Origin of the sequence: Pseudomonas sp. A-R-19 (assembly GCF_019956575.1) — a bacterium.
GTDB lineage: Bacteria > Pseudomonadota > Gammaproteobacteria > Pseudomonadales > Pseudomonadaceae > Aquipseudomonas.
In genome coordinates this window covers 67,679-91,141 of record NZ_JAHBDR010000049.1, presented here as the reverse complement: position 1 = coordinate 91,141, position 23,463 = coordinate 67,679, and the positions used below count along the sequence as shown (strand labels likewise).

Here is a 23,463-nt window from a genome sequence, read left to right as displayed (position 1 = left end):
GGGTTGCCTGAACGGTAACTCGTATCTTCAATGTTGCATCGTATCGAAAAAAAGTTTCTATGTGTGGCAGGGACTCGGCGTGGATGACTTAAATATATATAGAAAAAAAGATGTACTCCTGAGGATTAACTTCAAACCGGTATTGGATGATTTCTCCGTATTGGCCAAGGATTTGCATCGGAGTGACTGGGAAAGGCACTTGCGCAAGGTGCTGCATCGAATCGGCTATGACAGTTACTTGCTTAGCCTAGGTTCCTCTACAACGAATGACCCTTTCAATAGGATTATGACGACTTACCCTTCTGATTGGCTAAGACGATACAAGGATGAGAACTTTATTCAGGTGGACCCGATAATAAGGCATTGCCGTCACCATTTTGTACCGCTTGTTTGGGTGGACGCACGGAGGCAGGCGCGGAGCAGGACCAACGAGTTCTGGAAGGCGCGTGAGGAGTACGGCCTTTTACAAGGGGTTAGCATTCCTCTGAGGTGTAACGAAATGGTCGGGTCACTCAATGTTGCTCACTGCATGAATTCTACAGATGAATTTGACGATGGGTTGGATGCCCCCTTAGGGAAGCTGTTCATGCTAATTCCGTTTCTTTTGGAAGGTTCACAGAAGCACCTGATAAAACCAGGCGAGAAATTCTGCAGCTTGACCCTGCGAGAGTCTGAAGTACTGAAATGGTCCTGTGTGGGTAAAACGACTTGGGAGATGAGCTGCATCTTGGGCTGCTCGGAACGCACCATCAATTTTCATATTGCCAATGCGAGTCGAAAACTAGGCTCTTTTAGCCGCCGGCAAGCGGTAGGCGTGGCTTTGGCGCAGGGATTGATTTCACTGTAGCAAACGATCATGGTGCGGCTGTTCATTTCAAATCGAATTTGATAGCAGACACCATGTATTGCAGTGAGAAAAAAGCGAAGGTGACCTGGTTTTTTTGTAAACGGTCAACTGACAGGAAGCTGCTCATATGACCGGAGACACTCATACACAAGTTTGAGGTCTCGCAGATCAGTCAGATGTGAAGTGGGGTGCTGACTTACGTCAAAGTAGTCAGGCGAAGGCTGTTTTTCGCGGCGGCTCTGAACCCCCAACGGTATCGATTTCGGATTCAGAGGCTGTAGTAGTAACCACGGCTGCGCAGCGCAACGATGCGCGGCCGGCCGTCGGGGTGCGGGCCGATCTTCTTGCGCAGATTGCTGACGTGCATATCGAGGCTGCGGTCGTACAGGGTCAGCTTGCGACCGAGGGCGATCTGCGCCAGTTCCTGTTTGTCCAGGGGCTCGCCGGGCTGCTTGAGCAAGGCTTCCAGCAGGCGGCTTTCTGAGACGGTGAGGGTGAACTCTTGCTCGTCGATGCTGACCACGCCGCGCACCGGGCTGAAACACAGGTCGCCCAGTTCCATCTGGCTGGACACCGCCGCCGGATGGCTGCGGCGCAGGACGGCGCGCAGGCGGGCGGTCAGTTCCCGTGGATCGCAGGGTTTGGCCAGGTAATCGTCGGCGCCGAGTTCCAGGCCGAGGATGCGGTCCAGAGGCTCGCCCCGGGCCGAGAGCATCAGTACCGGCAAGTCCGGGTGATCACTGCGCAATTGTTTGAGCAGTTCCAGGCCGCTACCATCGGGCAACATCACATCCAGCACCACGGCCGCCGGGGCAGTTTCGGCCAGTGCGCGGCGTGCGCTCTGACCGTCGTGACAGGCACGTACCTGAAACCCTTCCTGGCTCAGCCAACTGCTCAGGAGCTCACACAGCTCCTGGTCATCATCAATAAGTAACAGCTCGCTCATGACTCACTCAATTTAGCCATTGTCGACGTTTTCGACTTGCTCCACTGGCGAAGATACCGCAGAGCAGAGCCAATAGCGCTACCCCGGCGCCAATGACAAACCATTGTTGCTGGTCGGTCAGCAGGCGCGGCAGGGGGCTGCTGGCCTGGGCTTCCTTGAGTTGCAGCTTCAAGCGCTGGTTCTCCTGGCGCAACCGGGCCAGCAGCGGGCTTTCGCGTTCGCCATCGGCAGTTTGTAATTGTTTGCTCAGTTCTTCCCGTTGCCGTTCGCTTTCTTTCAAGCGTTGCTGCAGTTCGGTGATCTGGCTGCCGGCGCTCAAGGAAAGCGGCGTCGAGTTTCCACCCTCGGCGTAGTCTTCACCGTGGGCGGGCGCCACGATCGATAACGTGACCAACATCAGGCACAACGGACCTTTGCGCATGGCGACTCCTGGTTCCAATACGAGTATTGGAAAAGTTGTCGGCCGGCAAACGAGAATAATGAGCGATTGAGAACGCGATGAACCGATATGGTTCACCGCGTGGGAGGGAATTACGGCAGGACTTGCTTGAACGGCTTGACCAGAACGTTGGCGTAGACGCCTGCGGCGATGTATGGATCGGCGTCGGCCCAGGCCTGGGCGGCGCTCAGGGAATCGAATTCGGCGACGATCAGGCTGCCGGTGAAACCCGCCGCGCCCGGATCATTGCTGTCGACCGCCGGGTGTGGACCGGCCAGAACGATGCGACCTTCGCCCTTGAGCACTTGCAGGCGCTCAAGGTGTGCAGGCCGTGCGGCCAGGCGGGCTTCCAGGGAATTGGCGACGTCTGTGGCAATGATTGCGTAAAGCATGTCAGTCCTCGGTTTTTGGCGTAGTGGTGTCGGCATCGTGCAGATGGCGGGACAGGTAGATACCCTGGCCGACCAGGAACAGCAAAGTCATGCCCAGGCTGCCGAAGACCTTGAAGTCGACCCAGTAGCTCTGGAAAGTGAACGCGACAAACAGGTTGGCGGCACCGCAAAACAGGAAGAAGACGATCCAGGCGATGTTCAGGCGCGTCCAGACCGGCTCCGGCAAGGTCAGCGCGTGGCCCATGATGCGTTTGATCAGCAGGCTGTCACCGACGAAGTGGCTGCCAATGAACGCCAGGGCGAACAGCCAATTGACCACCGGGGCTTTCCACTTGAGGAACGTTTCGCTGTGGAACGCCAGGGTCAGGCTGCCGAAGACCAGGCAGGCGATCAGGGTCAGCCACTGGCTTTTCTCCAGCTTGCGCTGTTTGATGAACAGCGTGCCGTAGACCACCAGCGAACTGATGATCAACATCGCGGTGGCGCTGTAGATACCGCCTACAGTTACCTCGTGGCCGAGGATGTCGACGACCCTTGGATCGAGTTTGAAGACGATGAAGAACAGCAGGAGCGGGATGAAATCGATGAATTGTTTCACAATGGCAGCCAGAAGCAGGATGTGGCGGCATAATAACAAACATATGGGCGCGCGATAGCGCCAGCTGATTTGAGGTTACAAAGCCCCGTGAATGTTGATTTGCACTGCCATAGCACGGCCTCCGATGGCGCCCTGGCGCCTGCGGTTCTGGTGGCGCGGGCGTTCGAGAAAGGCGTGCGAGTCCTGGCCCTGACCGATCACGACACCCTTGAAGGCCTCGACGAGGCCCGCCAGGCGGCCACCGCGTTGGGGATGCAACTGGTCAATGGCGTCGAGCTGTCCTGCACCTGGGGCGGCGCGACCATTCATGTCCTGGGCTACGGTTTTGACGTGAATGCCGCACCGTTGGTCGAGGCCATCGCCAGACTGCATGATGGCCGCTGGCTGCGCTCCGAGGAAATCAGCCGCAAACTGGCGCTCAAAGGCATGCCGGGGGCGCTGGAGGGCGCCCGGCAGATCCAGCAGGAGCTGGGCGACAGCGGCAACGCGCCGGCCCGCCCGCATTTCGCCGACTGGATGGTGCGCGAAGGTTTCGTCAAGGACCGCGCCGAGGCGTTCCGAAAATGGCTGGGCGCCGGCAAGCTGGGCGACGTCAAGCAACACTGGCCGACCCTGGAGGAAACCGTCGAAACCCTGCGCGCGGCCAAGGCCTGGGTCAGCCTGGCGCACCCCTGGCACTACGAATTCACCCGAAGCAAGCGACGTCGCCTGATTGCCGACTATATTCAAGCAGGGGGCCACGCCATCGAAGTGGTCAATGGTTACCAGCCTGCCGAGCAAGTGGGCAGCCTGGCCATTCTCGCTCGCGAATTCGGTCTGCTGGTCAGTGCCGGCAGTGATTTTCATGGCCCTGGAGGCTGGTCGGAGATCGGTGAATACCGGCCGCTCCCGGAGGATCTGCCACCACTATGGTGTCGATTCAAACATGACCCAATTATTGCCGCCGTCTGAACAGGTAGAGAACGTGAGTCAATTTTTCCAGATTCATCCGGAAAACCCGCAAGCGCGCCTGATCAAACAGGCCGTCGAGATCATCCGCAAGGGCGGGGTGGTGATTTATCCCACGGACTCTTCCTACGCCATTGGTTGCCAGATCGGCGACAAGGTCGCCGTGGAGCGCGTTCGGCGCCTGCGGCAGCTGGATGAAAAACACAACTTTGCGTTGATCTGCTGCGACCTGTCGCAACTGGGCCTGTTCGCCAAGATCGACACCGGCACGTTCCGCATTCTCAAGGCCCATCTGCCGGGGCCGTATACCTTCATCCTCAATGCCACCCGCGAAGTGCCACGACTGTTGTTGCACCCGAAGAAACGCACCATCGGCCTGCGCGTGCCGAGCCACCCGATTGCCCTGGCGCTGCTGGCGGAGCTGGGTGAGCCGTTGATGAGCGTGACCCTGATCATGCCTGGCGATGAAGATCCGTTGAGCGACCCGCATGAAATGCGTCAGTTGCTCGAACACCAGGTCGATCTGATCATCGACGGCGGCTTCGGCGGGATCAAGGCGTCCACCGTGATCAACCTCGCCGACGGCGAGCCGGAAGTCATTCGCGTTGGTTGCGGTGACCCTGCGCCGTTCATGGTCGAGGCCTAGATGTCCGCAGTAGAACCCGTCGACAGTCAGGCCGGAGCCCAGCAGGAACTGCCCTTCGCCATGGTCTATGGCCAGGCGGTCATGGAAATGCCGCTGGACCTGTACATCCCGCCTGATGCCCTCGAGGTCTTCCTCGAAGCCTTCGAAGGGCCCCTCGACCTGCTGCTGTACCTGATCCGCAAACAGAACATCAACATCCTCGACATCCCGGTGGCGGAAATCACTCGCCAGTACATGGGCTACGTCGAGTTGATGCAGTCGGTGCGCCTGGAGCTGGCCGCCGAGTACCTGGTGATGGCCGCGATGCTGGCCGAGATCAAGTCGCGGATGCTGCTGCCGCGGGCCGAAACCGTCGAGGACGAAGAGGACGACCCGCGCGCCGAACTGATCCGCCGCTTGCAGGAATACGAGCGTTTCAAGGCCGCCGCCGAAGGCATCGATGGCTTGAGCCGCGTCGGTCGCGACGTGGTGGTGCCCAAACTCGACGCCCCGGAGGCCCGGGCACGCAAGTTGTTGCCGGACGTGCGCCTGTCCGAGTTGCTGCTGTCGATGGCCGAGGTGTTGCGCCGTGGCGACATGTTCGAAAGCCATCAGGTCAGCCGCGAGGCGCTGTCGACCCGCGAGCGCATGAGCGATGTGCTGGAACGCCTCAAGGGCGGCGGGTTCGTGCCATTTGTCGAGCTGTTCACCGCTGAAGAAGGACGCCTGGGCGTGGTGGTGACCTTCATGGCGATCCTTGAACTGGTCAAGGAATCCCTGGTCGAGCTGGTGCAGAATGAGCCATTTGCCGCGATCCACGTGCGAGCCCGAGCCGAATAACGAGTCGAAACATGAACCTGACTGAACCCCGTGACCTGGCACCCTTGCTTGAAGCCTTTCTGTTGGCCTCGGGAAAGCCGCAATCTTTGGAAAGCCTGTTCGAACTCTTCGAAGAGGGCGAGCGGCCGGAACCGCCGGTCTTCAAGAAGGCCCTGACGATTCTGGCCAAGTCCTGCGATGGCCGCGCCTTTGAACTGAAGGAAGTGGCCTCGGGGTATCGCCTGCAAATTCGCGAAAAATTTGCGCCCTGGGTCGGGCGTCTGTGGGAAGAGCGTCCGCAGCGCTATTCCCGCGCCATGCTGGAAACCATGGCCCTGATCGCCTATCGCCAGCCGATCACCCGTGGTGAAATCGAAGATGTACGGGGCGTGGCGGTGAACAGCAACATCGTCAAGACACTAATGGAGCGCGAGTGGATCCGCATCGTCGGCTACCGCGACGTACCCGGCAAACCGGCGATGTTCGCCACCACCAAGGCGTTCCTTGATCATTTCAACCTGAAAAACCTCGATGACCTGCCGCCGTTGGCCGAACTGCGCGAACTGGAACCGGACCCGGTGCTGGATTTCGACGACGCCCCGGTGCCCGCCGGGCTGCAAGAGTTGGCCGACGCCAGCGCCGAGCCGGAAGAGCCGAAGGAAGAAACCAGTTTCCACACGTTGTTGTTGGAACTGGACAGCATGGAGGAGGGGCTCAAGACCGACTTCGACGACTTGCTGCGTGATGGCGCGTCGCCTGAGTTCGATTCGGAGCAGTCGGTTATCGAGCCAGAAGTTGAAGCGACAGAGCCCGAGCCCGAGCCTGAAGCGGAAATTGAACCGGAGCCAGAAGACGACATCCTTGGTGTCGCCGAAGCCCGGGAAAAACTGCTGGCCGCTGTAGCCGCCCTCGAACAACCGAAACCCGAGCCGGAACTGTCGGACGAAGAGGCCGAAGCCCTGGCCCTGGCTGAAGCCATCGAAGCCGAGCGCCGTGAGTTCGAAGACTGACCACAACCCTGTAGGAGCCGGCTTGCTGGCGATGCGGCCAACGCGGTGTCTCTGAGGGACCGCGGTGACGCCATCGCCAGCAAGCCGGCTCCTACAGAAGGTCGGTGATCGTCCGCGATCACCGGCCAGCGGAAAAACCAATAACCTTGCCTCGATCAGCTAGTCTCTGATGCGCAATCGCCCGCATGCGCGTATGATTCGCGACCCTTCGGCGATCCCTTCGCCCAAGTACCCAGTTTTCAGACCACACCGGGAGGTGCCCAGATGAGTATCAAAGACCAGAAAGACGACCAGGAAATCGGCCCAGCAGGCGAAAAACTGCAGAAAGTCCTCGCCCGTATCGGCGTCGGCTCGCGCCGTGACGTGGAAGCCTGGATCAGCCACGGCCGCATCAAGGTCAACGGCAAAGACGCCACCCTTGGCCAGCGTGTCGACATGCACGACGCCATCACCATCGATGGCAAGGTGATCAAGCGTGAAGAGGCCGCCGAATCGGTCCGCCGCGTGATCATGTACAACAAGCCCGACGGCGAGATCTGCACCCGTGTCGACCCGGAAGGTCGCCCGACCGTGTTCGACAAAATGCCAAAGCCGAAAGAAGGCCGCTGGATCAACATCGGTCGTCTGGACATCAACACCACCGGTTTGCTGATGTTCACCACCGACGGTGAGCTGGCCAACCGCCTGATGCATCCTTCCTACGAAATGGACCGTGAATACGCGGTACGTGTGCGTGGCGAAGTCGATGACGAGATGATCGAGCGCCTGAAGGCTGGCGTTGTCCTTGAAGATGGCCCGGCCAAGTTCACCGATATCAAGCAGGCACCAGGTGGTGAAGGCTTCAACCACTGGTACCACTGCGTGGTGATGGAAGGTCGTAACCGCGAAGTTCGTCGCCTGTGGGAATCCCAGGGCCTGGTGGTCAGCCGTCTGAAGCGCGTGCGTTTTGGTCCGGTGTTCCTCAACTCCGACCTGCCGATGGGCCGCTGGCGCGAAATGAGCCAGTACGAAGTCGACATTCTGAGTGCCGAGGTCGGCCTGACGCCGGTCGCGATGCCGCAGATGAACGCCAAGAGCAAAGACAAGCTGGACCGGATGCAGCGTAAATCCTCGCGTCCAATGGCCAAGACCGAGCGCGTGCGTACCCTGCGTCCGGCCACTGACGCGCCAGCCGCGCCACGAGCCAGCCGCGAACCGCAGATCGAAGGCGAGCGTCCAGGGCGCAAGCCAGTCGCGCGTCAGGACGGCGAACGCGGTCCACGTACGCCACGTCCGGCCAATGGTCGTACCGAGCGTGGCGAAGGTCGTGGTACGCCGGTAGCCGATCGCCCGGCCGACACCAAGCGCCCGGCCAAGCCTGCGCCGAAGCGTCCCGGGATCAAGCTGGTCGACGGTGACAAGCCATCGGGCAAGCGCCGTGGCGCACCGGCCGGTTCCGGCCAGCGTCCAGGCTTCGGTCGTCGCAAGCCGGAGTAATCGGCTGAGCGCTTGATAAAAAACGCCAACCTTCGGGTTGGCGTTTTTTTTGGGGGGCTTTCAATGGTTTGGAGTCCACTTCATTTTCAGCGTAGCCACGGTCCCTTGTAGGAGCCGGCTTGCTGGCGATGGGCTCAAGTGCACCGCGTTTATCCAGTTCATACGCGTTATCGGTAACGACCATCGCCAGCAAGCCTGCTCCTCCAGGTATTGCGTTATCTGTCTTCCCCGCGATAGTGCCAGTTGCCGCGCCGGGATGTCCGAAGTGGAAAGCTAAAATTACGCCCTGTAAAGAAATCCTGACGAAATCCGCCGATTAACCCCGTGGATTCACCTATCCCCGTATGCCGTAAGAAAACGCTTACACATCAGCGCCTTCCTTGCGCCTTCCAACCCTCTAGCCCGCTTGTTTCAACACTCCATGCAGGGTGTTATGCGCGCCATGCCTGTCGTGCAGGTGCATAACAAAAAGGAGGCGCAATGAACGCCGCAATCCAACTCTATCTCTCTGCGAGAGGCGGTTTTCCTGCCTTTCCCGTCGATGATCCGCAAGGATCTGACCCTTTTTTTGCAGCCGCCCGGGCCTCTCGGGGCGGACACAGGCAATCCCGGCAATAGACACGCTTGTCCAGCGGGTCTGGCAGCAGGGGGTTACAGGTGTACAATGCGCCGCGTTTTACCTGTGACCTCCTGCGCATCTGCGCAACCCTCAAGGCTATCCGCCTTGTTCACTCCGCCGCGTCACGAGCGTGTCGGGTTCGATTTCGTCACAGATAAAAACAAACAGGTGACGCATGACCGTTGTAATTACGCTGAACTCCTGGTGCCTGCGCTGGGGTTTGATCGGTGCCGCTTAACGCCTTTCTTGAGCAGCAACGCCTACTGAACATCATCAAACCTTGCGTGAGACCCTTTTCATGAGTGGACAAAACCCGCAATCAGGCGAGCTGAAACGCGGCCTGAAAAATCGCCACATTCAACTGATTGCCCTCGGTGGTGCAATCGGTACCGGCTTGTTCCTCGGCTCGGCCGGGGTGCTGAAATCCGCTGGCCCGTCGATGATCCTTGGCTACGCCATCTGCGGCTTCATTGCTTTCATGATCATGCGCCAACTGGGCGAAATGATCGTCGAAGATCCGGTGGCCGGCTCCTTCAGCCACTTCGCCCACAAGTACTGGGGCGGCTTTGCCGGTTTCCTGTCGGGCTGGAACTGCTGGATCCTGTACATCCTGGTGGGCATGTCGGAGCTGACGGCGGTCGGCAAATACATCCACTACTGGGCGCCGGACATCCCGACCTGGGTCTCCGCAGCTGGCTTCTTCGTGCTGATCAACGCCATCAACCTGGCCAACGTCAAAGTCTTTGGCGAGGCCGAGTTCTGGTTCGCAATCATCAAGGTCGTGGCGATCGTCGGCATGATTGCCCTGGGCAGCTACCTGCTGGTCAGCGGTAATGGCGGCCCGCAAGCAGCGGTCAGCAACCTGTGGTCCCACGGTGGCTTCTTCCCGAACGGAATCACCGGTCTGGTGATGGCCATGGCGTTCATCATGTTTTCCTTCGGTGGCCTGGAAATGCTCGGTTTCACCGCTGCCGAAGCCGACAAGCCGAAAACCGTGATCCCGAAAGCCATCAACCAGGTGATCTACCGGATCCTGATTTTCTACATCGGCGCCTTGGTGATCCTGCTGTCGTTGACGCCGTGGGACAGCTTGCTGACCACCCTGAACGCTTCCGGTGATTCCTACAGCGGCAGCCCGTTCGTACAAGTGTTCTCGATGCTGGGCAGCAACACCGCCGCGCACATCCTCAACTTCGTGGTCCTGACCGCGGCGCTGTCGGTGTACAACAGCGGTACCTACTGCAACAGCCGTATGCTGCTGGGCATGGCCGAGCAGGGTGATGCGCCGAAGGCGTTGGCGAAGATCGACAAGCGCGGCGTGCCGGTACGTTCGATCCTGGCCTCGGCCGCCGTGACCCTGATCGCGGTACTGCTGAACTACCTGATCCCGCAAAATGCGCTGGAACTGTTGATGTCGCTGGTTGTTGCCACCCTGGTGATCAACTGGGCGATGATCAGCTACTCGCACTTCAAGTTCCGCCAGCACATGAACAAGACCAAACAAACGCCGCTGTTCAAGGCCTTTTGGTACCCGTACGGCAACTACATCTGCCTGGCGTTCGTGTTGTTCATTCTCGGCGTGATGCTGTTGATTCCGGGGATCCAGACATCGGTGTACGCGATTCCGGTGTGGCTCGTGTTCATGTGGGTCTGCTACGGCATCAAGAACAAGCGCAGTGCGCAACATGCGTTGCAGGCGGCAGTGAAGTAACTCCGCGCAAAAACAACAAACCCGGCCATGCGCCGGGTTTGTTGTTTTCAGGCTTCACACAAATCCCTTTGTGGGAGCGGGCTTGCTCGCGAAAGCGGTTTAACCGTCGGTATTCAAGTCGACTGACACTCCGCATTCGCGAGCAAGCCCACAGGGGATTTGTGGCGTGCTGAAGATCTGATCGCGGTATCCTGCACGTTCTGAATACGGACGCTTTTCCATGCTGGTGATTTCCAACAACGTGCATCTGCCGGATGCCGAGATCGAGTTGACGGCCATTCGCGCCCAGGGCGCCGGTGGGCAGAACGTCAACAAGGTCTCCAGTGCCGTGCACCTGCGCTTCGACATTCCGGCGTCGTCCTTGCCCGAGTTCTACAAGGAGCGGCTGCTGGCGCTGCGCGACAGCCGCATCACCAGCGACGGTGTGTTGATCATCAAGGCCCAGCAATACCGCACGCAGGAGCAGAACCGTGCGGATGCTTTGGAGCGTTTGGTCGAGTTGATCCAGAGCGCCACCAAGGTCGAGAAGAAACGCCGCCCGACCAAACCGACCCTTGGCTCGAAGACCCGTCGCCTCGAATCCAAGAGCAAGCGTGGCAACATCAAGGCCGGGCGCGGCAAGGTCGACTTCTAGGGCGTGTCCCGCGCTTCGCGTTGCTTCGGCGCCTGCCGGTACAGGTACAGGCTCAGCATCAAACCGCTGAGTGCGGCGAGGGCGGCGAACAGGAAGATCGATGCAAAACCAAATCCTGCCGCAATCGCACCGGCCAATGGTCCGGTAATGCCCAACGACAAGTCGATGAACAGCGAATAGGCACCGACAGCCGCACCACGGCTGGAGGCCGGTACCAGGTTGACCGCTTCCACTCCCAGCGCCGGAAACACCAGCGAAAAGCCGAAGCCGCTCAGTGCCGCACCCGCCAGTGCCCAATGGGCATCCGGTGCCAGCCACAGCAACAGCAAGCCGAGGGTTTCCACCGACAGGCAGGCGATGGCCACGCGAAAGCCGCCGAGGCGGTTGATCAGGTTGCCGAACAGCAGGCGCGCGCCGATGAAGCTGGCACCGAACAGGCTCAGGCACAGCACCGCGTTGTCCCAGTGTTGCGTGGCGTAATACAGGGTGATGAAGGTGGCGATGGTGCCAAAACCGATGGAGCCCAGGGCCAGGCCGCAGCCGTGGGGGAAGACCCGCCCGAGCACGTGCATGAACGGCAGGCGCTCACCGGCGACGATGGGCGCGGCGGTTTTCGGCCAGGCCAGCAGCAGGCCGAGCGCGGCCAGCAAGACAATGCTCACGCCCATGCTCCACAAGCCCAGTTGATGGACGAGCAACACGCCCAAGGGCGCGCCGACGGCCAGTGCGCCATAGCTGGCGATACCGTTCCAGGAGATGACCTTGGCGGTGTTCGCCGCGCCGACCCGGCCGATGCCCCAGCCAATCGAGCCTGAGCCCACCAGGCTTTCCGCGCTGCCGAGTACCAGGCGACCGATCAGCAGGCTGATCAGGCTCAAGGCCGGCAGGCTTTGGGTCCAGGCCGAAATCAGCATGAATACACCGCTCAAGCCGCAACCGGCCAGGCCGTACATTACGGCCAGTTTACTGCCCTTGTTGTCGATGATCTTCCCGGCATAAGGGCGGCTAAGCAGGGTGGCCAGGTATTGCACGCTGATCACCAGGCCCGCGACCACGGCGCCGAAGCCCAGGTCGGTGTGGACGTAACCGGGCAATACGGCCAGGGGGATGCCGATATTCAGGTAGCCGATGAAGGTGAAAAGGACGATGGAGACGACTTGCAGCGTGACCGCCAGGGGGCGCTGGTTTTCAGGCATGGGTAAAGGTCCACGGTAAAGCAGGATAGATAGGCTGCTTATGATAGCGGTGTGGACGCTCGTTGGTTGTGAAAAAGTAAAACTATTTGCCGGGCGGCGTCATTCAGCTTTGACGGGAGCGACCAGTTGCGTGGTGACCAGGGCGGCCAGGGCGTTTTCCTGGGTGCCGAAGCGGGCGAGCAACGAGGCTTGTTTCTCGGGGGAGAGGCGATTCCAGATCTCGATCATTTTCTCGGCGGTGCCAATCAGGACGCTGGCCTGCGCTTCGCTGAATTCATCGGTCATGGATAGAGTTCTCGTTTCAGGCAGTGTGGAAAGCGCATGTTAGCGCTTTCCACACGGTCTGTACGGCGGGTGTTTCAGTCTTCTCTGTCAGCCTGGCGGCTGTCAGTGGCTTCTTTCGGCTCGGGCTGTTGGGCGCCGGCTTGTTGCGTGGTCGTCTGCTCAGGTACGTGCAGGCTTGGGAAGGGGAGATTGGGAATCTCGTGCATGGTTGCGCTCCTCGCTAAGTCTGTTGATAGATCTGGTAGATCCGCGCTTTAAAAAAGCCTGGGCAGGATACAGCACTGAAAATGACAAACGGACTTTTATATCCATTTGTTTCGACGGATGGGGTTGTATAGACAGAGGGGGCAACACATAACAAATGTGGGAGCGGGCTTGCTCGCGAATGCGGTGGATCAGTCAGCTTTGAAGTCGACTGACACTCCACATTCGCGAGCAAGCCCGCTCCCACATAGGGTTTGCAGTGCGTTTATGCTATCTGCAGACGCTGGCAATCGCCTCGGCCAGCAGATCCAGGCGCGTGGCATCGATGCCAGCCACGTTGGCCCGGCCGGAGTTGACCATGTACACGCTGTGATGATCGCGCAGGTTCTTCACCTGCTCAGGCGACAGGCCGGTGTAGGAGAACATCCCGCGTTGCACGCCAATGTGCGCAAAGCGCTCGCGCAAGCCGTGAGGCTCCAGCGCCTCCACCAAACCGCTGCGCAGTTGGGCGATACGCAGGCGCATACCTTCCACTTCGTCAGCCCAGAGGTTTTTCAACTCCGGGTCGCCGAGGATGGTCGCGACCACGGCAGCACCGTGATCCGGTGGCGTCGACCACAGGTTGCGGGCGATGTTGGCCAGCTGGCTGCGGATGTCGGTGAGCTTGTCGGCGTTTTTCGCGCAGACAATCAGCGCACCGGTGCGGTCGCGGTACAGGCCGAAGTTCTTCGAGCAAGAGCTGGTGATCAGCAGTTCCGGCAATTCGGCGGCGAACAGCCGGGTCGACCAGGCATCCTGCTCCAGGCCATCGCCGAATCCTTGATAGGCGAAGTCGATCAGCGGCAGCAGTTCGCGCTTGCGGACTACCTCCAGCACCCGTTGCCAGTCCTCCTGGGACAGGTCGAAACCGGTCGGGTTGTGACAGCAGGCGTGCAGCAATACCACATCGCCCTTGGGCGCTTCATTGAGCGCCGCCAGCATGCCGTCGACGTCGAGACGGTTGTCACTGCCCACGTATGGGTAGTGGCTGACCTTGACCTTGGCTGTCGCAAAAATCGTTTCGTGGATCGGCCAGGTCGGGTTGCTCAACCATACGCCGCGTCCCGGCAGGCATTGGGCGATAAAGTCCGCGCTCAGGCGCAAAGCCCCGGTGCCGCCCGGAGTCTGGGTGGCGCCAGCGCGTTGTGCGGCGATCACTGCCGAGTCCGCGCCGAGCACCAGCTCATTGATCGCTTTACCGAACGCCGGTTCGCCGTGACCACCGATGTAGGTCTTGGTCGGCTGACCGTCCACCAGGCGTTGCTCGGCAAGTTTCACCGACTCGAGAATCGGCGTCAGGCCCTGGGCGTCTTTATAGACACCCACGCCCAAATCGAACTTGCGCGGGTTCGGGTCCTGCGCGTAGGCCTCCATCAGGCCGAGGATCGGGTCGCCAGGTACTCGACCGATGGCGTCGAAGTGCATTACTTGCGCCCCTCAGCGTCCTTGGCAACGATGTCAGTGCGCGCGGCCATGATGAAGTCGTTGCGGTGCAGGCCCTTGATCGAGTGGCTCCACCAGGTCACGGTCACTTTGCCCCACTCGGTCAGCAGGCCTGGGTGGTGGCCTTCAGCCTCGGAGATTTCACCGACCGCGTTGGTGAACGCCAGGGCGTGTTTGAAGTTCTTGAACAGGAAGACCTTCTCCAACTGCATGATGCTGTCGCGAACTTCGATGTTCCAGTCCGGGATCTGTTTGATCAGGATCGGCAGTTCTTCGTCGCTGACTTGTGGGGCGTCGGCGCGGCAGGCTTCGCAATGGGCTTGGTTCAAAGTGGACATGGTGTGTTTCCTGAAATCGAGTGTTTTTATATCGGTCGACAGTACCGTCACGCTAAACCAAAGCGACGGTGACTGACAGACTCACTTGTCAGCAAAAGTCGCGGTTCACGCAGCTTTTGGTTTTGGCGGAAATTTCGGTGCGTGCAGACCCATCTGCATCGCTTGCTTGACCATGCCCATGATGTCTTCGTGAGCCAGGTCGAACAGACGCTTGAGATTTGGCAGGGTGAAGTACAGTGGCTGCAGGATGTCGATGCGGTATGGCGTGCGCATGCATTCCAGCGGATCGAACGCCTGATGCTCAGGCTCGTCCGACAGGCAATACACGGTCTCTTTCGGAGAAGACAGGATGCCGCCGCCGTAGATGCGCTGGCCTTGCGGGGTGTCGACCAGGCCAAATTCGATGGTCATCCAGTACAGGCGCGCCAGGTACACGCGTTCTTCCTTGGACGCCTTGAGGCCGAGCTTGCCGTAGGTGTGGGTGAATTCGGCGAACCACGGGTTGGTCAGCAACGGGCAGTGGCCGAAGATCTCGTGGAAAATGTCCGGCTCTTGCAGGTAATCCAGTTCCTCGCGGGTACGAATAAAGGTCGCTACCGGAAACTGCTTGCTGGCCAGCAATTCGAAAAAGGTCTGGAAGGGAATCAGTGCGGGAACCCGGGCAACCTGCCAACCGGTGGTTTCACCGAGGACCTTGTTGATTTCGCCGAGTTGAGGAATGCGGTCGTGGGGCAGACCGAGTTTTTCGATACCGTCCAGGTATTCCTGGCACGCACGCCCTTCGATCACTTTCAGTTGGCGAGTGATCAGCGTGTTCCACACCGCGTGTTCTTCGGCGGGGTAGTCGATAAAACCTTGCGCATCGGGCTCGCGAGCCACGTATTGCGTCTGCTTCATGCTGCTCTCCTGCTAGGGGGCTTCGTTCTTGTTTTGTGCTGCTATGGACCTAGAAATACCCCATGAATTGCACCGTTGCAGCAGGTGCTCGGCGTAACCCGCAGGAAAAACCCTCGATAATCGTAAAGTTTTCGTTACGTATTTGGCCCAAGTGCGTAAATGTTGAGATTGGCGGGTGGGAAAAGCCCTCCACCTGTCACATAATCTTGACGACTATCTTGGCGCTGCCGCAGAAAACTCCACCTCAAGGGTGTCGTAGCCCCCTGTGGGAGCGGGCTTGCTCGCGAAAACGGTCTATCTGATACATCAATGTTGGCTATGCCGACGCCTTCGCGAGCAAGCCCGCTCCCACAGTTTGTGCGTCAGGCATCGACCTCAATCACTGCTCTTTCAGGCCTTTTATATGCGTATCAAAGTCCACTGCCAGAACCGCATCGGCATCCTGCGCGACATTCTCAACCTGCTGGTGGAGTACGGGATCAACGTGGCTCGCGGTGAGGTGGGGGGGGAGCATGGCAACGCCATCTACCTGCATTGCCCGAACCTGATCAATATTCAGTTCCAGGCCTTGCGTCCGAAATTCGAAGCGATTGCCGGGGTCTTTGGCGTCAAGCGTGTAGGGCTGATGCCGAGCGAGCGTCGTCATATGGAGCTCAATGCACTGCTCGGTGCGCTGGAGTTTCCGGTGCTGTCGATCGACATGGGTGGCTCCATCGTCGCGGCCAACCGGGCAGCGGCGCAGTTGCTGGGTGTGCGGGTCGACGAGGTGCCGGGGATTCCCCTGTCGCGCTACGCCGAGGATTTCGATTTGCCGGAACTGGTGCGCGCCAACAAATCGCGGATCAACGGGCTGCGGGTCAAGGTCAAGGGCGACGTGTTCCTGGCCGACATTGCGCCTTTGCAGTCGGAGCATGACGACAGCGAGGCCATGGCCGGTGCGGTGTTGACCCTGCACCGCGCCGACCGGGTGGGTGAGCGTATCTACAACGTGCGCAAGCAGGAATTGCGTGGCTTCGACAGCATCTTCCAGAGTTCTAAAGTCATGGCGGCGGTGGTGCGCGAGGCGCGGCGCATGGCGCCACTGGATGCGCCGCTATTGATAGAAGGGGAAACCGGCACCGGCAAGGAATTGTTGGCGCGGGCCTGCCATCTGGCCAGTCCTCGCGGGCAGTCGCCATTGATGGCGCTCAATTGCGCCGGTCTTCCGGAGTCCATGGCCGAGACGGAGTTGTTCGGTTACGGCCCCGGTGCCTTCGAAGGGGCGCGGGCCGAGGGCAAGCTCGGGCTGCTGGAGCTGACGGCGGGCGGTACGCTGTTTCTCGATGGCGTCGGCGAAATGAGCCCGCGCTTGCAAGTGAAATTGCTGCGCTTTTTGCAGGACGGTTGCTTCCGCCGTGTAGGCAGCGATGAAGAGGTGTACCTCGACGTGCGAGTGATCTGCGCGACCCAGGTCGACCTGTCCGAATTGTGCGCTCGCGGCGAGTTCCGCCAAGATCTCTATCACCGCTTGAACGTGTTGTCGCTGCACATCCCGCCGTTGCGCGAATGCCTTGATGGCTTGACGCCGCTGGTGGAACACTTCCTCGATCAGGCCAGTCGGCAGATTGGTTGTCCGTTACCCAAGCTCGCCCCGGCGGCAATGGAGCGGCTCAGTCACTACCATTGGCCGGGCAACGTGCGGCAGCTGGAGAACGTGCTGTTCCAGGCGGTTTCCCTGTGTGACGGCGGGACGGTCAAGGCTGAGCATATTCGTCTGCCTGACTATGGTGTGCGTCAGCCATTGGGCGACTTTTCGCTCGAAGGCGGACTGGATGAAATTGTCGGACGCTTTGAAAAAGCAGTGCTGGAGCGGCTTTATTCGGAGCATGCCAGCAGCCGATTGCTCGGCAAGCGGCTGGGTGTCTCTCATACAACGATTGCCAACAAGTTGCGTGAATATGAAATAGGCAAACTTGAGCGTTGAGGCTTGTTAAAATAAGAATGTTTAGTGAGTGTTAATAATTGTCCAGTGTGTTTTATTCTTGTTTAAAGCGCTAAATTCCTTCCATTGATCTGAATCATGGAAGTTGCCGAACAAGCCATCTAGGCTTTTCTCACAGTTTGGCAGGAGCGCTAACCATGCCATCAATGGATGACTCTACCCGGCGAGTTCGCAAAGAAACTCGCCTGTTCTATTTCCTGATCATTGTTCTGTTTCCACTGTTATCGGTGGCGATAGTCGGTGGTTACGGTTTTTTTGTCTGGTTTCTGCAAATGCTCCTCGGTCCGCCAGGCCCCCCTAACTGATTGCCATCTATCTCTAATTCAGCAGGGAGTACGGGTCATGGAAAAGACGCTGCATATTGCCAGCCTGGTGGTACATGCCCGTCCTGCCTTGTTCGAGGCGGTGAAAGCCAATCTGCGTTTGCTCAAGGGCGTTGAGCTTCATCAGGAAAGTCCCGCCGGCAAACTGGTGGTTGTGCTGGAAACCGAACACGAAAGCCAGATCCTTCAGCGAATCGATCAGATCAACCGCTTGCCGGGTGTGCTCAACGCCGCTCTGGTTTATCACGAAATTCTCGATGTAACGGGAGAAAACACATGCCTATGACGCGGCGAGAGTTTGTTAAAGCCCAGGCTGCGGGGATCGCTGCGGCGGCTGCGGGCCTCCCGGTGTTTACCTCTGCCAGCAACCTGGTTACCGAAGAAGACATGGTCGCCTTGGACTGGAACAAGGCGCCCTGTCGTTTTTGTGGTACCGGTTGCAGTGTCATGGTGGCGACCAAGGACAACAGGGTTGTTGCAACCCATGGTGACGTTAAAGCCGAGGTCAATCGCGGATTGAACTGCGTCAAAGGATACTTTCTATCCAAGATCATGTACGGCGTTGATCGGCTGACTCAGCCGCTGTTGCGCATGACCAACGGGCAATATGACAAACAGGGCGAGTTTCAGCCGGTGTCCTGGAAGCAGGCGTTCGATGTGATGGAGTTGAAGTACAAGGAGGCGCTGAAGAACAAGGGCGGGGAATCGATCGCCATGTTCGGTTCCGGACAGTGGACGGTCTGGGAAGGGTACGCGGCCAACAAATTGATGAAGGCGGGGTTCCGCTCGAACAACATCGACCCCAATGCACGCCATTGCATGGCCTCGGCGGTCATGGGGTTCATGCGCACTTTCGGTATCGATGAGCCGATGGGCTGTTATGACGATATCGAAGTCACCGATGCATTCGTCCTGTGGGGTTCAAACATGGCGGAAATGCATCCGATTCTTTGGAGTCGGGTGACCGATCGCCGTTTAAGTCAGCCAAATGTGAAAGTGGCCGTGCTCTCTACTTTCGAACATCGCAGTTTTGAATTGGCCGACATTCCGATGGTGTTCAAGCCACAGACTGATTTGCTCATTCTCAACTACATCGCCAACCACATCATTGAAAGCGGTTCGGTCAACAAAGACTTCGTCAGCAAGCACACCAAATTCGCCAAAGGCACCGATGACATCGGCTACGGTTTGCGTGCCGATAATCCGCTGGAGATGAAAGCCAGGAATGCCGACAAGGCGAACACCTGGACCGACATCGACTTCGAGCAATTCGCCGCTTTCGTAAAACCCTACACCCTCGAACGCACCGCCAAGGAAACCGGGGTGCCGGCCGAGCGCCTCAAGGCATTGGCCGAACTGTATGCCGACCCCAAGCGCAAGGTGGTTTCGTTCTGGACCATGGGCTTCAACCAGCATACCCGCGGTGTGTGGGCCAACAACCTGATCTACAACATTCACCTGTTGACCGGGAAGATCAGCGAGCCGGGCAACAGTCCTTTCTCGCTGACGGGCCAGCCTTCGGCCTGCGGGACTGCGCGTGAAGTGGGCACGTTCTCCCATCGCTTGCCGGCCGACCTGGTGGTCACCAACCCGGCGCACCGCGCCACCGCGGAAAAAATCTGGAAGCTCCCGGCGGGCACCATCAAGGAAAAGGTCGGGTTCCATGCCGTGCAGCAGAGTCGCATGCTCAAGGATGGCGTGCTCAATGTGTATTGGACGATGGCCAGCAACAACATGCAGGCCGGGCCTAACATCATGCAGGAAGTGCTGCCGGGGTGGCGCAACCCCGAGAACTTCGTGGTGGTGTCGGATGTGTATCCCACCGTCTCGGCACAGGCAGCCGATCTGATTTTGCCCACGGCGATGTGGGTCGAGAAAGAGGGCGCTTACGGCAACGCGGAGCGGCGTACGCAGTTCTGGCATCAACTGGTCTCGGCGCCGGGTGACGCCAAGTCGGATCTCTGGCAATTGGTCGAGTTTTCCAAGCGCTTTAAAACCGACGAGGTTTGGCCGCAAGAGCTGTTGGACGGTTCACCGCAATACAAGGGCAAGACCCTGTATGAGGTGCTGTTCAAGAATGGCCAGGTCGATGAGTTCCCGGTTGAGCAGATGGCGGCGGGTTATCAGAACGACGAAGCCCGGGATTTCGGTTTCTACCTGCAAAAAGGCCTGTTCGAAGAATATGCCCAGTTCGGCCGTGGACATGGTCATGACCTTGCACCCTTTGATCGTTATCACTCCGAGCGCGGGTTGCGCTGGCCTGTCGTCGAAGGCAAGGAAACGCTTTGGCGCTTCCGTGAGGGTTACGACCCCTATGTCGAAAAGGGCAGTGGCGTGCAGTTCTACGGCTACCCCGACAAGAAGGCGATCATCTTCGCGCTGCCCTACGAGCCTCCTGCGGAAGCCCCGGACGCGGACTTCCCGTTCTGGTTGAGTACCGGTCGGGTGCTTGAGCATTGGCACACCGGGACCATGACCCAGCGTGTCGAAGAACTCTATAAAGCGGTCCCCGACGCGCTGGTCTACATGCACCCGGCCGATGCCAAGGCCTTGAATGCCCGGCGTGGCAGCGAAGTGAAACTGATCAGTCGGCGCGGCGAAATGCGTGCGCGCATTGAAACCCGGGGGCGCAACAAGCCGCCCCAAGGTCTGGTATTCGTGCCGTTTTTCGATGCCAACAGGTTGATCAACAAAGTCACGCTCGATGCGACGGACCCCATCTCCAAGCAGACTGACTACAAGAAATGCGCGATCAGGATTGAGTTGATCAAGACGGCATAAGGAGAGCTTTCATGAATTATCGTTCGCTGCCCCTGCTTGCTGCTCTGCTGGTCTGGTTGCCCGTAGCGTTTGCGGCAGACCCTGGTTACCCACTGGATGCGCCAGCGCCGGACGGGCGGCGAGTCGGCGGGACCCTGACCCAGGAGCTGCCGGCACCGCCCATCGCGGAAGACGAGAACAAGGACCTCAAGCGTGAGCGCAATTACCCCGAGCAACCGCCCACCATTCCCCACAGCATTCGCGGCTATGCCATCGACAAGAACAGCAACAAGTGCCTGTCCTGTCACAGTCGCGCCAACAGTGCGCGTACCCAGGCGTCGATGATCAGCATCACGCACTACATGGACCGTGACGGCCAGGCATTGGCGGCGGTGTCGCCGCGCCGATACTTCTGCAACCAGTGTCACGTGCCGCAAAAGGATGTGAAGCCACTGGTGAGCAACAGCTTCAAGAACATCGACCAGGTCTTGCAAGACGAAATCAACCGCCAGCCGAAACCTTGAGGAGAGGCCATGAAATCTTTGCTTGCCTTGCTCAAGGATTATTGGGGTGTGCTGCGTCGGCCCAGCGTGCATTACAGCCTGGGCTTCCTGACCCTCGGCGGGTTTATCGCCGGGGTGATTTTCTGGGGCGGGTTCAACACCGCGCTGGAAGCGACCAACACCGAGAAGTTCTGCACGTCCTGCCATGAAATGCGCGACAACGTTTATGTCGAGTTGCAGGAAACCATTCACTACACCAACCGCTCGGGCGTGCGCGCCACATGCCCGGACTGTCACGTACCCCACGAGTGGACGCACAAAATCGCCCGCAAGATGCAGGCTTCCAAGGAGGTATGGGGCAAGTTGTTCGGCACTATCAGTACCCGGGACAAGTTTCTGGACATGCGTCGGGAGCTGGCCGAACACGAGTGGGCACGGCTCAAGGCAAACGATTCCCGGGAGTGCCGCAACTGCCATAACTTCGAGTTCATGGACTTCACACGCCAGGGCAAACGCGCTGCCAGCATGCACTCCACATCATTGGCCAGTGGCCAGGCGACCTGTATTGACTGCCATAAAGGCATTGCCCACAAACTGCCCGACATGAGCGGCGTGAAAGGCTGGTAGCCGGCTTTTCACGGTGTTGCCGCCAAACGGCATATCCGCGCCGGTTTTTCGTCTTCGATACATTGTTCGATTCCCTTCTGATTAGCCTCGAACGCCCTGTTTAAAAGGGGTTTGAGCCTGCGCGCGCAAGTTGGTCTGCAAATTGCTACAACCTGCGCAACACAGCAGTGGGCGGCAAACGTCCGGCAGGCAGAGGAACAATTGTGGACAAGTACCTTTATGTGGCAATGACCGGCGCCAGCCAGAATGCTCTGGCGCAAAAGGCTCATGCCAACAACCTCGCGAACATCTCCACCAATGGCTTCCAGAAAGACCTGGAGCAGGCCCGTTCGATGCCGGTGTTCGGTGACAGCTTTCCGGCGCGTGCGTTTGCCATGTCCGAACGCCCGGCCACCGATTTCTCCCCGGGCTCGCTGGTGGAAACCGGCCGCGACCTCGACGTTGCCGTGCAAGGCAGCGGCTGGATTGCCGTACAGAATCCCGATGGCGGTGAAAGCTACGTGCGCACCGGCAGCCTGAATGTTGATGCCCTGGGCGTGCTGCGCGCCGGCAACGGCATGCCGGTCATGGGCAATGGCGGGCCGATTGCCGTGCCGCCGGAGCAGCAGATCGAAGTCGGCGAGGACGGCACCATCAGCATCCGCGCGATGGGCGAAGGTCCCCGGGTGATGGCTGAAGTCGACCGCATCAAGCTGGTCAATCCGGACCTCAAGAACATGACCAAGGGCCTGGACGGTTCGATCCACACCAAGGACGGCGCGCCTGCGCAAGCTGATGCCGACGTCAAGCTGGTGTCGGGGTTTCTCGAGTCGAGCAACGTCAATGCCGTGGAAGAGATGACCTCGGTGCTGGCCTTGTCCAAGCAGTTCGAGCTGCACATCAAGATGATGAACACCGCCAAAGACGATGACCAGGCCATGGCTCGGGTCTTGCAGATCAGCTAATTACCAGAACGTCGCGCCGTAAAACAGGCGCACGAGGAGAATCGAATGCTTCCGGCTCTATGGGTTGCCAAAACAGGTCTGTCCGCCCAGGACACCAACCTGACCACCATTTCCAACAACCTGGCCAACGTGTCGACCACGGGTTTCAAACGTGACCGCGCCGAGTTCCAGGACCTGCTCTACCAGATCAAGCGTCAGCCAGGCGCCCAGTCGACCCAGGACAGCGAACTGCCGTCGGGTCTGCAACTGGGTACCGGTGTGCGCATCGTCGGCACCCAGAAAAACTTCACCGCCGGCAGCTTGCAAACCACCGAGCAGCCGCTGGACATGGCCATCGACGGTCGTGGTTTCTTCCAGATCCTGCAACCGGACGGCACCACCTCCTACACCCGTGACGGTACTTTCCACCTGGACTCCAACGGCCAGATCGTCAACGCCAGTGGCTTTGCCCTGGAGCCGGCGGTTGTCATTCCGAACGACGCACAGACCTTCACGGTCGGCCGCGACGGCACCGTGTCCATCACCGTTGCCGGCAACCCGGCTGCCCAGGTGATCGGCAACCTGCAAACCGCCGACTTCATCAACCCGGCCGGCCTGCAAGCGGTGGGCAACAACCTGTTCCTGGAAACCGCCGCCAGTGGCGCGCCGCAAGTCGGCACCCCGGGCCTGAACGGTTTCGGCACCATGCTGCAGAACACCCTGGAAACGTCCAACGTCAGCACCGTTGAGGAGATGGTCAACATGATCACCACCCAGCGCGCCTACGAGATGAACTCCAAGGTGATCTCCACCGCCGACCAGATGCTCTCGTTCGTAACGCAGAATCTGTAATCAAGTCTATGTGGCGGCCATGAGGCTG

Annotated in this window: 26 protein-coding genes; 16 read left to right on the top strand and 10 right to left on the bottom strand. The window is 59.2% G+C overall.

Annotated elements, in window-relative coordinates; genetic code table 11:
* Positions 1 to 79 precede the first annotated feature (79 nt).
* Positions 80 to 847: a LuxR family transcriptional regulator gene (locus KGA88_RS12285; protein WP_223591285.1), complete on the top strand. Its 768-nt coding sequence runs from the start codon at positions 80 to 82 to the stop codon at positions 845 to 847.
* Positions 848 to 1,115: 268 nt separating this feature from the next.
* On the opposite strand, the gene KGA88_RS12280 is transcribed toward KGA88_RS12285, so the two are convergent.
* The 4 genes from KGA88_RS12280 to KGA88_RS12265 form a co-directional block, all read right to left on the bottom strand.
* Entirely contained in the window at positions 1,116 to 1,793 is a 678-nt protein-coding gene (locus tag KGA88_RS12280; RefSeq protein ID WP_007984138.1) for a response regulator transcription factor, read from the bottom strand.
* A 7-nt stretch (positions 1,794 to 1,800) separates the two neighbouring features.
* Positions 1,801 to 2,214, bottom strand: coding sequence for a translation initiation factor 2 (locus KGA88_RS12275; RefSeq protein WP_110658552.1), 414 nt, complete (start codon positions 2,212 to 2,214; stop codon positions 1,801 to 1,803).
* A gap of 110 nt (positions 2,215 to 2,324) precedes the next feature.
* The gene (locus KGA88_RS12270) at positions 2,325 to 2,624 is read right to left on the bottom strand and encodes a YciI family protein (protein ID WP_007984134.1); all 300 of its coding nucleotides are present in this window, start codon (positions 2,622 to 2,624) and stop codon (positions 2,325 to 2,327) included.
* A gap of 1 nt (position 2,625) precedes the next feature.
* Positions 2,626 to 3,222, bottom strand: coding sequence for a septation protein A (locus KGA88_RS12265; RefSeq protein ID WP_110658553.1), 597 nt, complete (start codon positions 3,220 to 3,222; stop codon positions 2,626 to 2,628).
* Between the two features lie 87 nt (positions 3,223 to 3,309).
* Between KGA88_RS12265 and KGA88_RS12260 the strand changes: the two genes are divergently transcribed.
* From KGA88_RS12260 to arfB, 7 genes are all read left to right on the top strand, one after another.
* Complete coding sequence (locus KGA88_RS12260) at positions 3,310 to 4,173, top strand: PHP domain-containing protein (RefSeq protein WP_110658554.1); 864 nt, start codon at positions 3,310 to 3,312, stop codon at positions 4,171 to 4,173.
* 13 nt (positions 4,174 to 4,186) lie between these two features.
* On the top strand, positions 4,187 to 4,816 hold the full coding sequence (locus tag KGA88_RS12255) for an L-threonylcarbamoyladenylate synthase (protein ID WP_103394698.1): 630 nt from the start codon (positions 4,187 to 4,189) through the stop codon (positions 4,814 to 4,816).
* A 60-nt stretch (positions 4,817 to 4,876) separates the two neighbouring features.
* Positions 4,877 to 5,635 (top strand): segregation and condensation protein A, encoded by a 759-nt coding sequence (locus KGA88_RS12250; RefSeq protein WP_173862173.1) that lies wholly within the window; start codon positions 4,877 to 4,879, stop codon positions 5,633 to 5,635.
* Between the two features lie 11 nt (positions 5,636 to 5,646).
* Entirely contained in the window at positions 5,647 to 6,624 is a 978-nt protein-coding gene (gene scpB, locus KGA88_RS12245; protein WP_223591283.1) for an SMC-Scp complex subunit ScpB, read from the top strand.
* A gap of 264 nt (positions 6,625 to 6,888) precedes the next feature.
* Positions 6,889 to 8,100 (top strand): 23S rRNA pseudouridine(2605) synthase RluB, encoded by a 1,212-nt coding sequence (rluB, locus tag KGA88_RS12240; RefSeq protein ID WP_223591273.1) that lies wholly within the window; start codon positions 6,889 to 6,891, stop codon positions 8,098 to 8,100.
* Between the two features lie 917 nt (positions 8,101 to 9,017).
* On the top strand, positions 9,018 to 10,430 hold the full coding sequence (locus KGA88_RS12235) for an amino acid permease (protein WP_223591271.1): 1,413 nt from the start codon (positions 9,018 to 9,020) through the stop codon (positions 10,428 to 10,430).
* A gap of 220 nt (positions 10,431 to 10,650) precedes the next feature.
* Positions 10,651 to 11,064 (top strand): alternative ribosome rescue aminoacyl-tRNA hydrolase ArfB, encoded by a 414-nt coding sequence (arfB, locus tag KGA88_RS12230; RefSeq protein WP_056853046.1) that lies wholly within the window; start codon positions 10,651 to 10,653, stop codon positions 11,062 to 11,064.
* Here the strand turns inward: arfB and KGA88_RS12225 are convergent.
* The 6 genes from KGA88_RS12225 to phhA form a co-directional block, all read right to left on the bottom strand.
* A complete protein-coding gene (locus KGA88_RS12225; RefSeq protein ID WP_223591263.1) occupies positions 11,061 to 12,260 on the bottom strand; it encodes an MFS transporter in 1,200 nt (399 codons plus the stop codon). The genes arfB and KGA88_RS12225 overlap by 4 nt on opposite strands.
* Positions 12,261 to 12,359: 99 nt before the next feature.
* Positions 12,360 to 12,545 carry a hypothetical protein gene (locus tag KGA88_RS12220; protein WP_103394704.1) on the bottom strand — a complete coding sequence of 62 codons (186 nt, stop codon included), beginning with the start codon at positions 12,543 to 12,545 and terminating at the stop codon, positions 12,360 to 12,362.
* Positions 12,546 to 12,619: 74 nt separating this feature from the next.
* Positions 12,620 to 12,751, bottom strand: coding sequence for a hypothetical protein (locus tag KGA88_RS31410; RefSeq protein WP_008051162.1), 132 nt, complete (start codon positions 12,749 to 12,751; stop codon positions 12,620 to 12,622).
* Positions 12,752 to 13,019: 268 nt separating this feature from the next.
* Positions 13,020 to 14,213, bottom strand: coding sequence for an amino acid aminotransferase (locus KGA88_RS12215; RefSeq protein WP_223591261.1), 1,194 nt, complete (start codon positions 14,211 to 14,213; stop codon positions 13,020 to 13,022).
* Positions 14,213 to 14,569, bottom strand: coding sequence for a 4a-hydroxytetrahydrobiopterin dehydratase (locus KGA88_RS12210; RefSeq protein ID WP_046816880.1), 357 nt, complete (start codon positions 14,567 to 14,569; stop codon positions 14,213 to 14,215). Before KGA88_RS12210 ends, KGA88_RS12215 begins: the two co-directional genes overlap by 1 nt.
* A 105-nt stretch (positions 14,570 to 14,674) precedes the next feature.
* Complete coding sequence (phhA, locus tag KGA88_RS12205) at positions 14,675 to 15,466, bottom strand: phenylalanine 4-monooxygenase (protein WP_223591259.1); 792 nt, start codon at positions 15,464 to 15,466, stop codon at positions 14,675 to 14,677.
* 403 nt (positions 15,467 to 15,869) lie between these two features.
* Here phhA and KGA88_RS12200 point away from each other — a divergent pair, with 403 nt between their 5' ends.
* From KGA88_RS12200 to flgG, 8 genes are all read left to right on the top strand, one after another.
* Positions 15,870 to 17,429, top strand: coding sequence for a sigma-54-dependent transcriptional regulator (locus tag KGA88_RS12200; protein ID WP_095945466.1), 1,560 nt, complete (start codon positions 15,870 to 15,872; stop codon positions 17,427 to 17,429).
* Positions 17,430 to 17,584: 155 nt separating this feature from the next.
* A complete protein-coding gene (locus KGA88_RS12195; protein WP_095945465.1) occupies positions 17,585 to 17,752 on the top strand; it encodes a periplasmic nitrate reductase, NapE protein in 168 nt (55 codons plus the stop codon).
* 37 nt (positions 17,753 to 17,789) lie between these two features.
* Positions 17,790 to 18,056, top strand: coding sequence for a chaperone NapD (locus KGA88_RS12190; protein ID WP_223591257.1), 267 nt, complete (start codon positions 17,790 to 17,792; stop codon positions 18,054 to 18,056).
* Positions 18,047 to 20,551, top strand: coding sequence for a nitrate reductase catalytic subunit NapA (gene napA, locus KGA88_RS12185; protein ID WP_223591255.1), 2,505 nt, complete (start codon positions 18,047 to 18,049; stop codon positions 20,549 to 20,551). The genes KGA88_RS12190 and napA overlap by 10 nt, the downstream gene beginning before the upstream one ends.
* Before the next feature lie 11 nt (positions 20,552 to 20,562).
* A complete protein-coding gene (locus KGA88_RS12180) occupies positions 20,563 to 21,054 on the top strand; it encodes a nitrate reductase cytochrome c-type subunit (RefSeq protein ID WP_223591253.1) in 492 nt (163 codons plus the stop codon).
* Between the two features lie 9 nt (positions 21,055 to 21,063).
* Positions 21,064 to 21,660 (top strand): cytochrome c3 family protein, encoded by a 597-nt coding sequence (locus KGA88_RS12175; protein ID WP_223591251.1) that lies wholly within the window; start codon positions 21,064 to 21,066, stop codon positions 21,658 to 21,660.
* A 203-nt stretch (positions 21,661 to 21,863) separates the two neighbouring features.
* A complete protein-coding gene (locus tag KGA88_RS12170; RefSeq protein ID WP_110661589.1) occupies positions 21,864 to 22,604 on the top strand; it encodes a flagellar basal body rod protein FlgF in 741 nt (246 codons plus the stop codon).
* A gap of 45 nt (positions 22,605 to 22,649) precedes the next feature.
* Complete coding sequence (gene flgG / locus KGA88_RS12165; protein ID WP_110661587.1) at positions 22,650 to 23,435, top strand: flagellar basal-body rod protein FlgG; 786 nt, start codon at positions 22,650 to 22,652, stop codon at positions 23,433 to 23,435.
* Positions 23,436 to 23,463 lie beyond the last annotated feature (28 nt).

Bases quoted from the DNA above. Each gene is read 5' to 3' on its own strand.
- KGA88_RS12280 (WP_007984138.1), bottom strand. From the start codon at position 1,793: ATGAGCGAGCTGTTACTTATTGATGATGACCAGGAGCTGTGTGAGCTC.
- KGA88_RS12275 (WP_110658552.1), bottom strand. From the start codon at position 2,214: ATGCGCAAAGGTCCGTTGTGCCTGATGTTGGTCACGTTATCGATCGTG.
- KGA88_RS12270 (WP_007984134.1), bottom strand. From the start codon at position 2,624: ATGCTTTACGCAATCATTGCCACAGACGTCGCCAATTCCCTGGAAGCC.
- KGA88_RS12250 (WP_173862173.1), top strand. From the start codon at position 4,877: ATGGTCTATGGCCAGGCGGTCATGGAAATGCCGCTGGACCTGTACATC.
- scpB (WP_223591283.1), top strand. From the start codon at position 5,647: ATGAACCTGACTGAACCCCGTGACCTGGCACCCTTGCTTGAAGCCTTT.
- rluB (WP_223591273.1), top strand. From the start codon at position 6,889: ATGAGTATCAAAGACCAGAAAGACGACCAGGAAATCGGCCCAGCAGGC.
- KGA88_RS12235 (WP_223591271.1), top strand. From the start codon at position 9,018: ATGAGTGGACAAAACCCGCAATCAGGCGAGCTGAAACGCGGCCTGAAA.
- arfB (WP_056853046.1), top strand. From the start codon at position 10,651: ATGCTGGTGATTTCCAACAACGTGCATCTGCCGGATGCCGAGATCGAG.
- KGA88_RS12225 (WP_223591263.1), bottom strand. From the start codon at position 12,260: ATGCCTGAAAACCAGCGCCCCCTGGCGGTCACGCTGCAAGTCGTCTCC.
- KGA88_RS12220 (WP_103394704.1), bottom strand. From the start codon at position 12,545: ATGACCGATGAATTCAGCGAAGCGCAGGCCAGCGTCCTGATTGGCACC.
- KGA88_RS31410 (WP_008051162.1), bottom strand. From the start codon at position 12,751: ATGCACGAGATTCCCAATCTCCCCTTCCCAAGCCTGCACGTACCTGAG.
- KGA88_RS12215 (WP_223591261.1), bottom strand. From the start codon at position 14,213: ATGCACTTCGACGCCATCGGTCGAGTACCTGGCGACCCGATCCTCGGC.
- KGA88_RS12210 (WP_046816880.1), bottom strand. From the start codon at position 14,569: ATGTCCACTTTGAACCAAGCCCATTGCGAAGCCTGCCGCGCCGACGCC.
- phhA (WP_223591259.1), bottom strand. From the start codon at position 15,466: ATGAAGCAGACGCAATACGTGGCTCGCGAGCCCGATGCGCAAGGTTTT.
- KGA88_RS12200 (WP_095945466.1), top strand. From the start codon at position 15,870: ATGCGTATCAAAGTCCACTGCCAGAACCGCATCGGCATCCTGCGCGAC.
- KGA88_RS12195 (WP_095945465.1), top strand. From the start codon at position 17,585: ATGCCATCAATGGATGACTCTACCCGGCGAGTTCGCAAAGAAACTCGC.
- KGA88_RS12190 (WP_223591257.1), top strand. From the start codon at position 17,790: ATGGAAAAGACGCTGCATATTGCCAGCCTGGTGGTACATGCCCGTCCT.
- napA (WP_223591255.1), top strand. From the start codon at position 18,047: ATGCCTATGACGCGGCGAGAGTTTGTTAAAGCCCAGGCTGCGGGGATC.
- KGA88_RS12180 (WP_223591253.1), top strand. From the start codon at position 20,563: ATGAATTATCGTTCGCTGCCCCTGCTTGCTGCTCTGCTGGTCTGGTTG.
- KGA88_RS12175 (WP_223591251.1), top strand. From the start codon at position 21,064: ATGAAATCTTTGCTTGCCTTGCTCAAGGATTATTGGGGTGTGCTGCGT.
- flgG (WP_110661587.1), top strand. From the start codon at position 22,650: ATGCTTCCGGCTCTATGGGTTGCCAAAACAGGTCTGTCCGCCCAGGAC.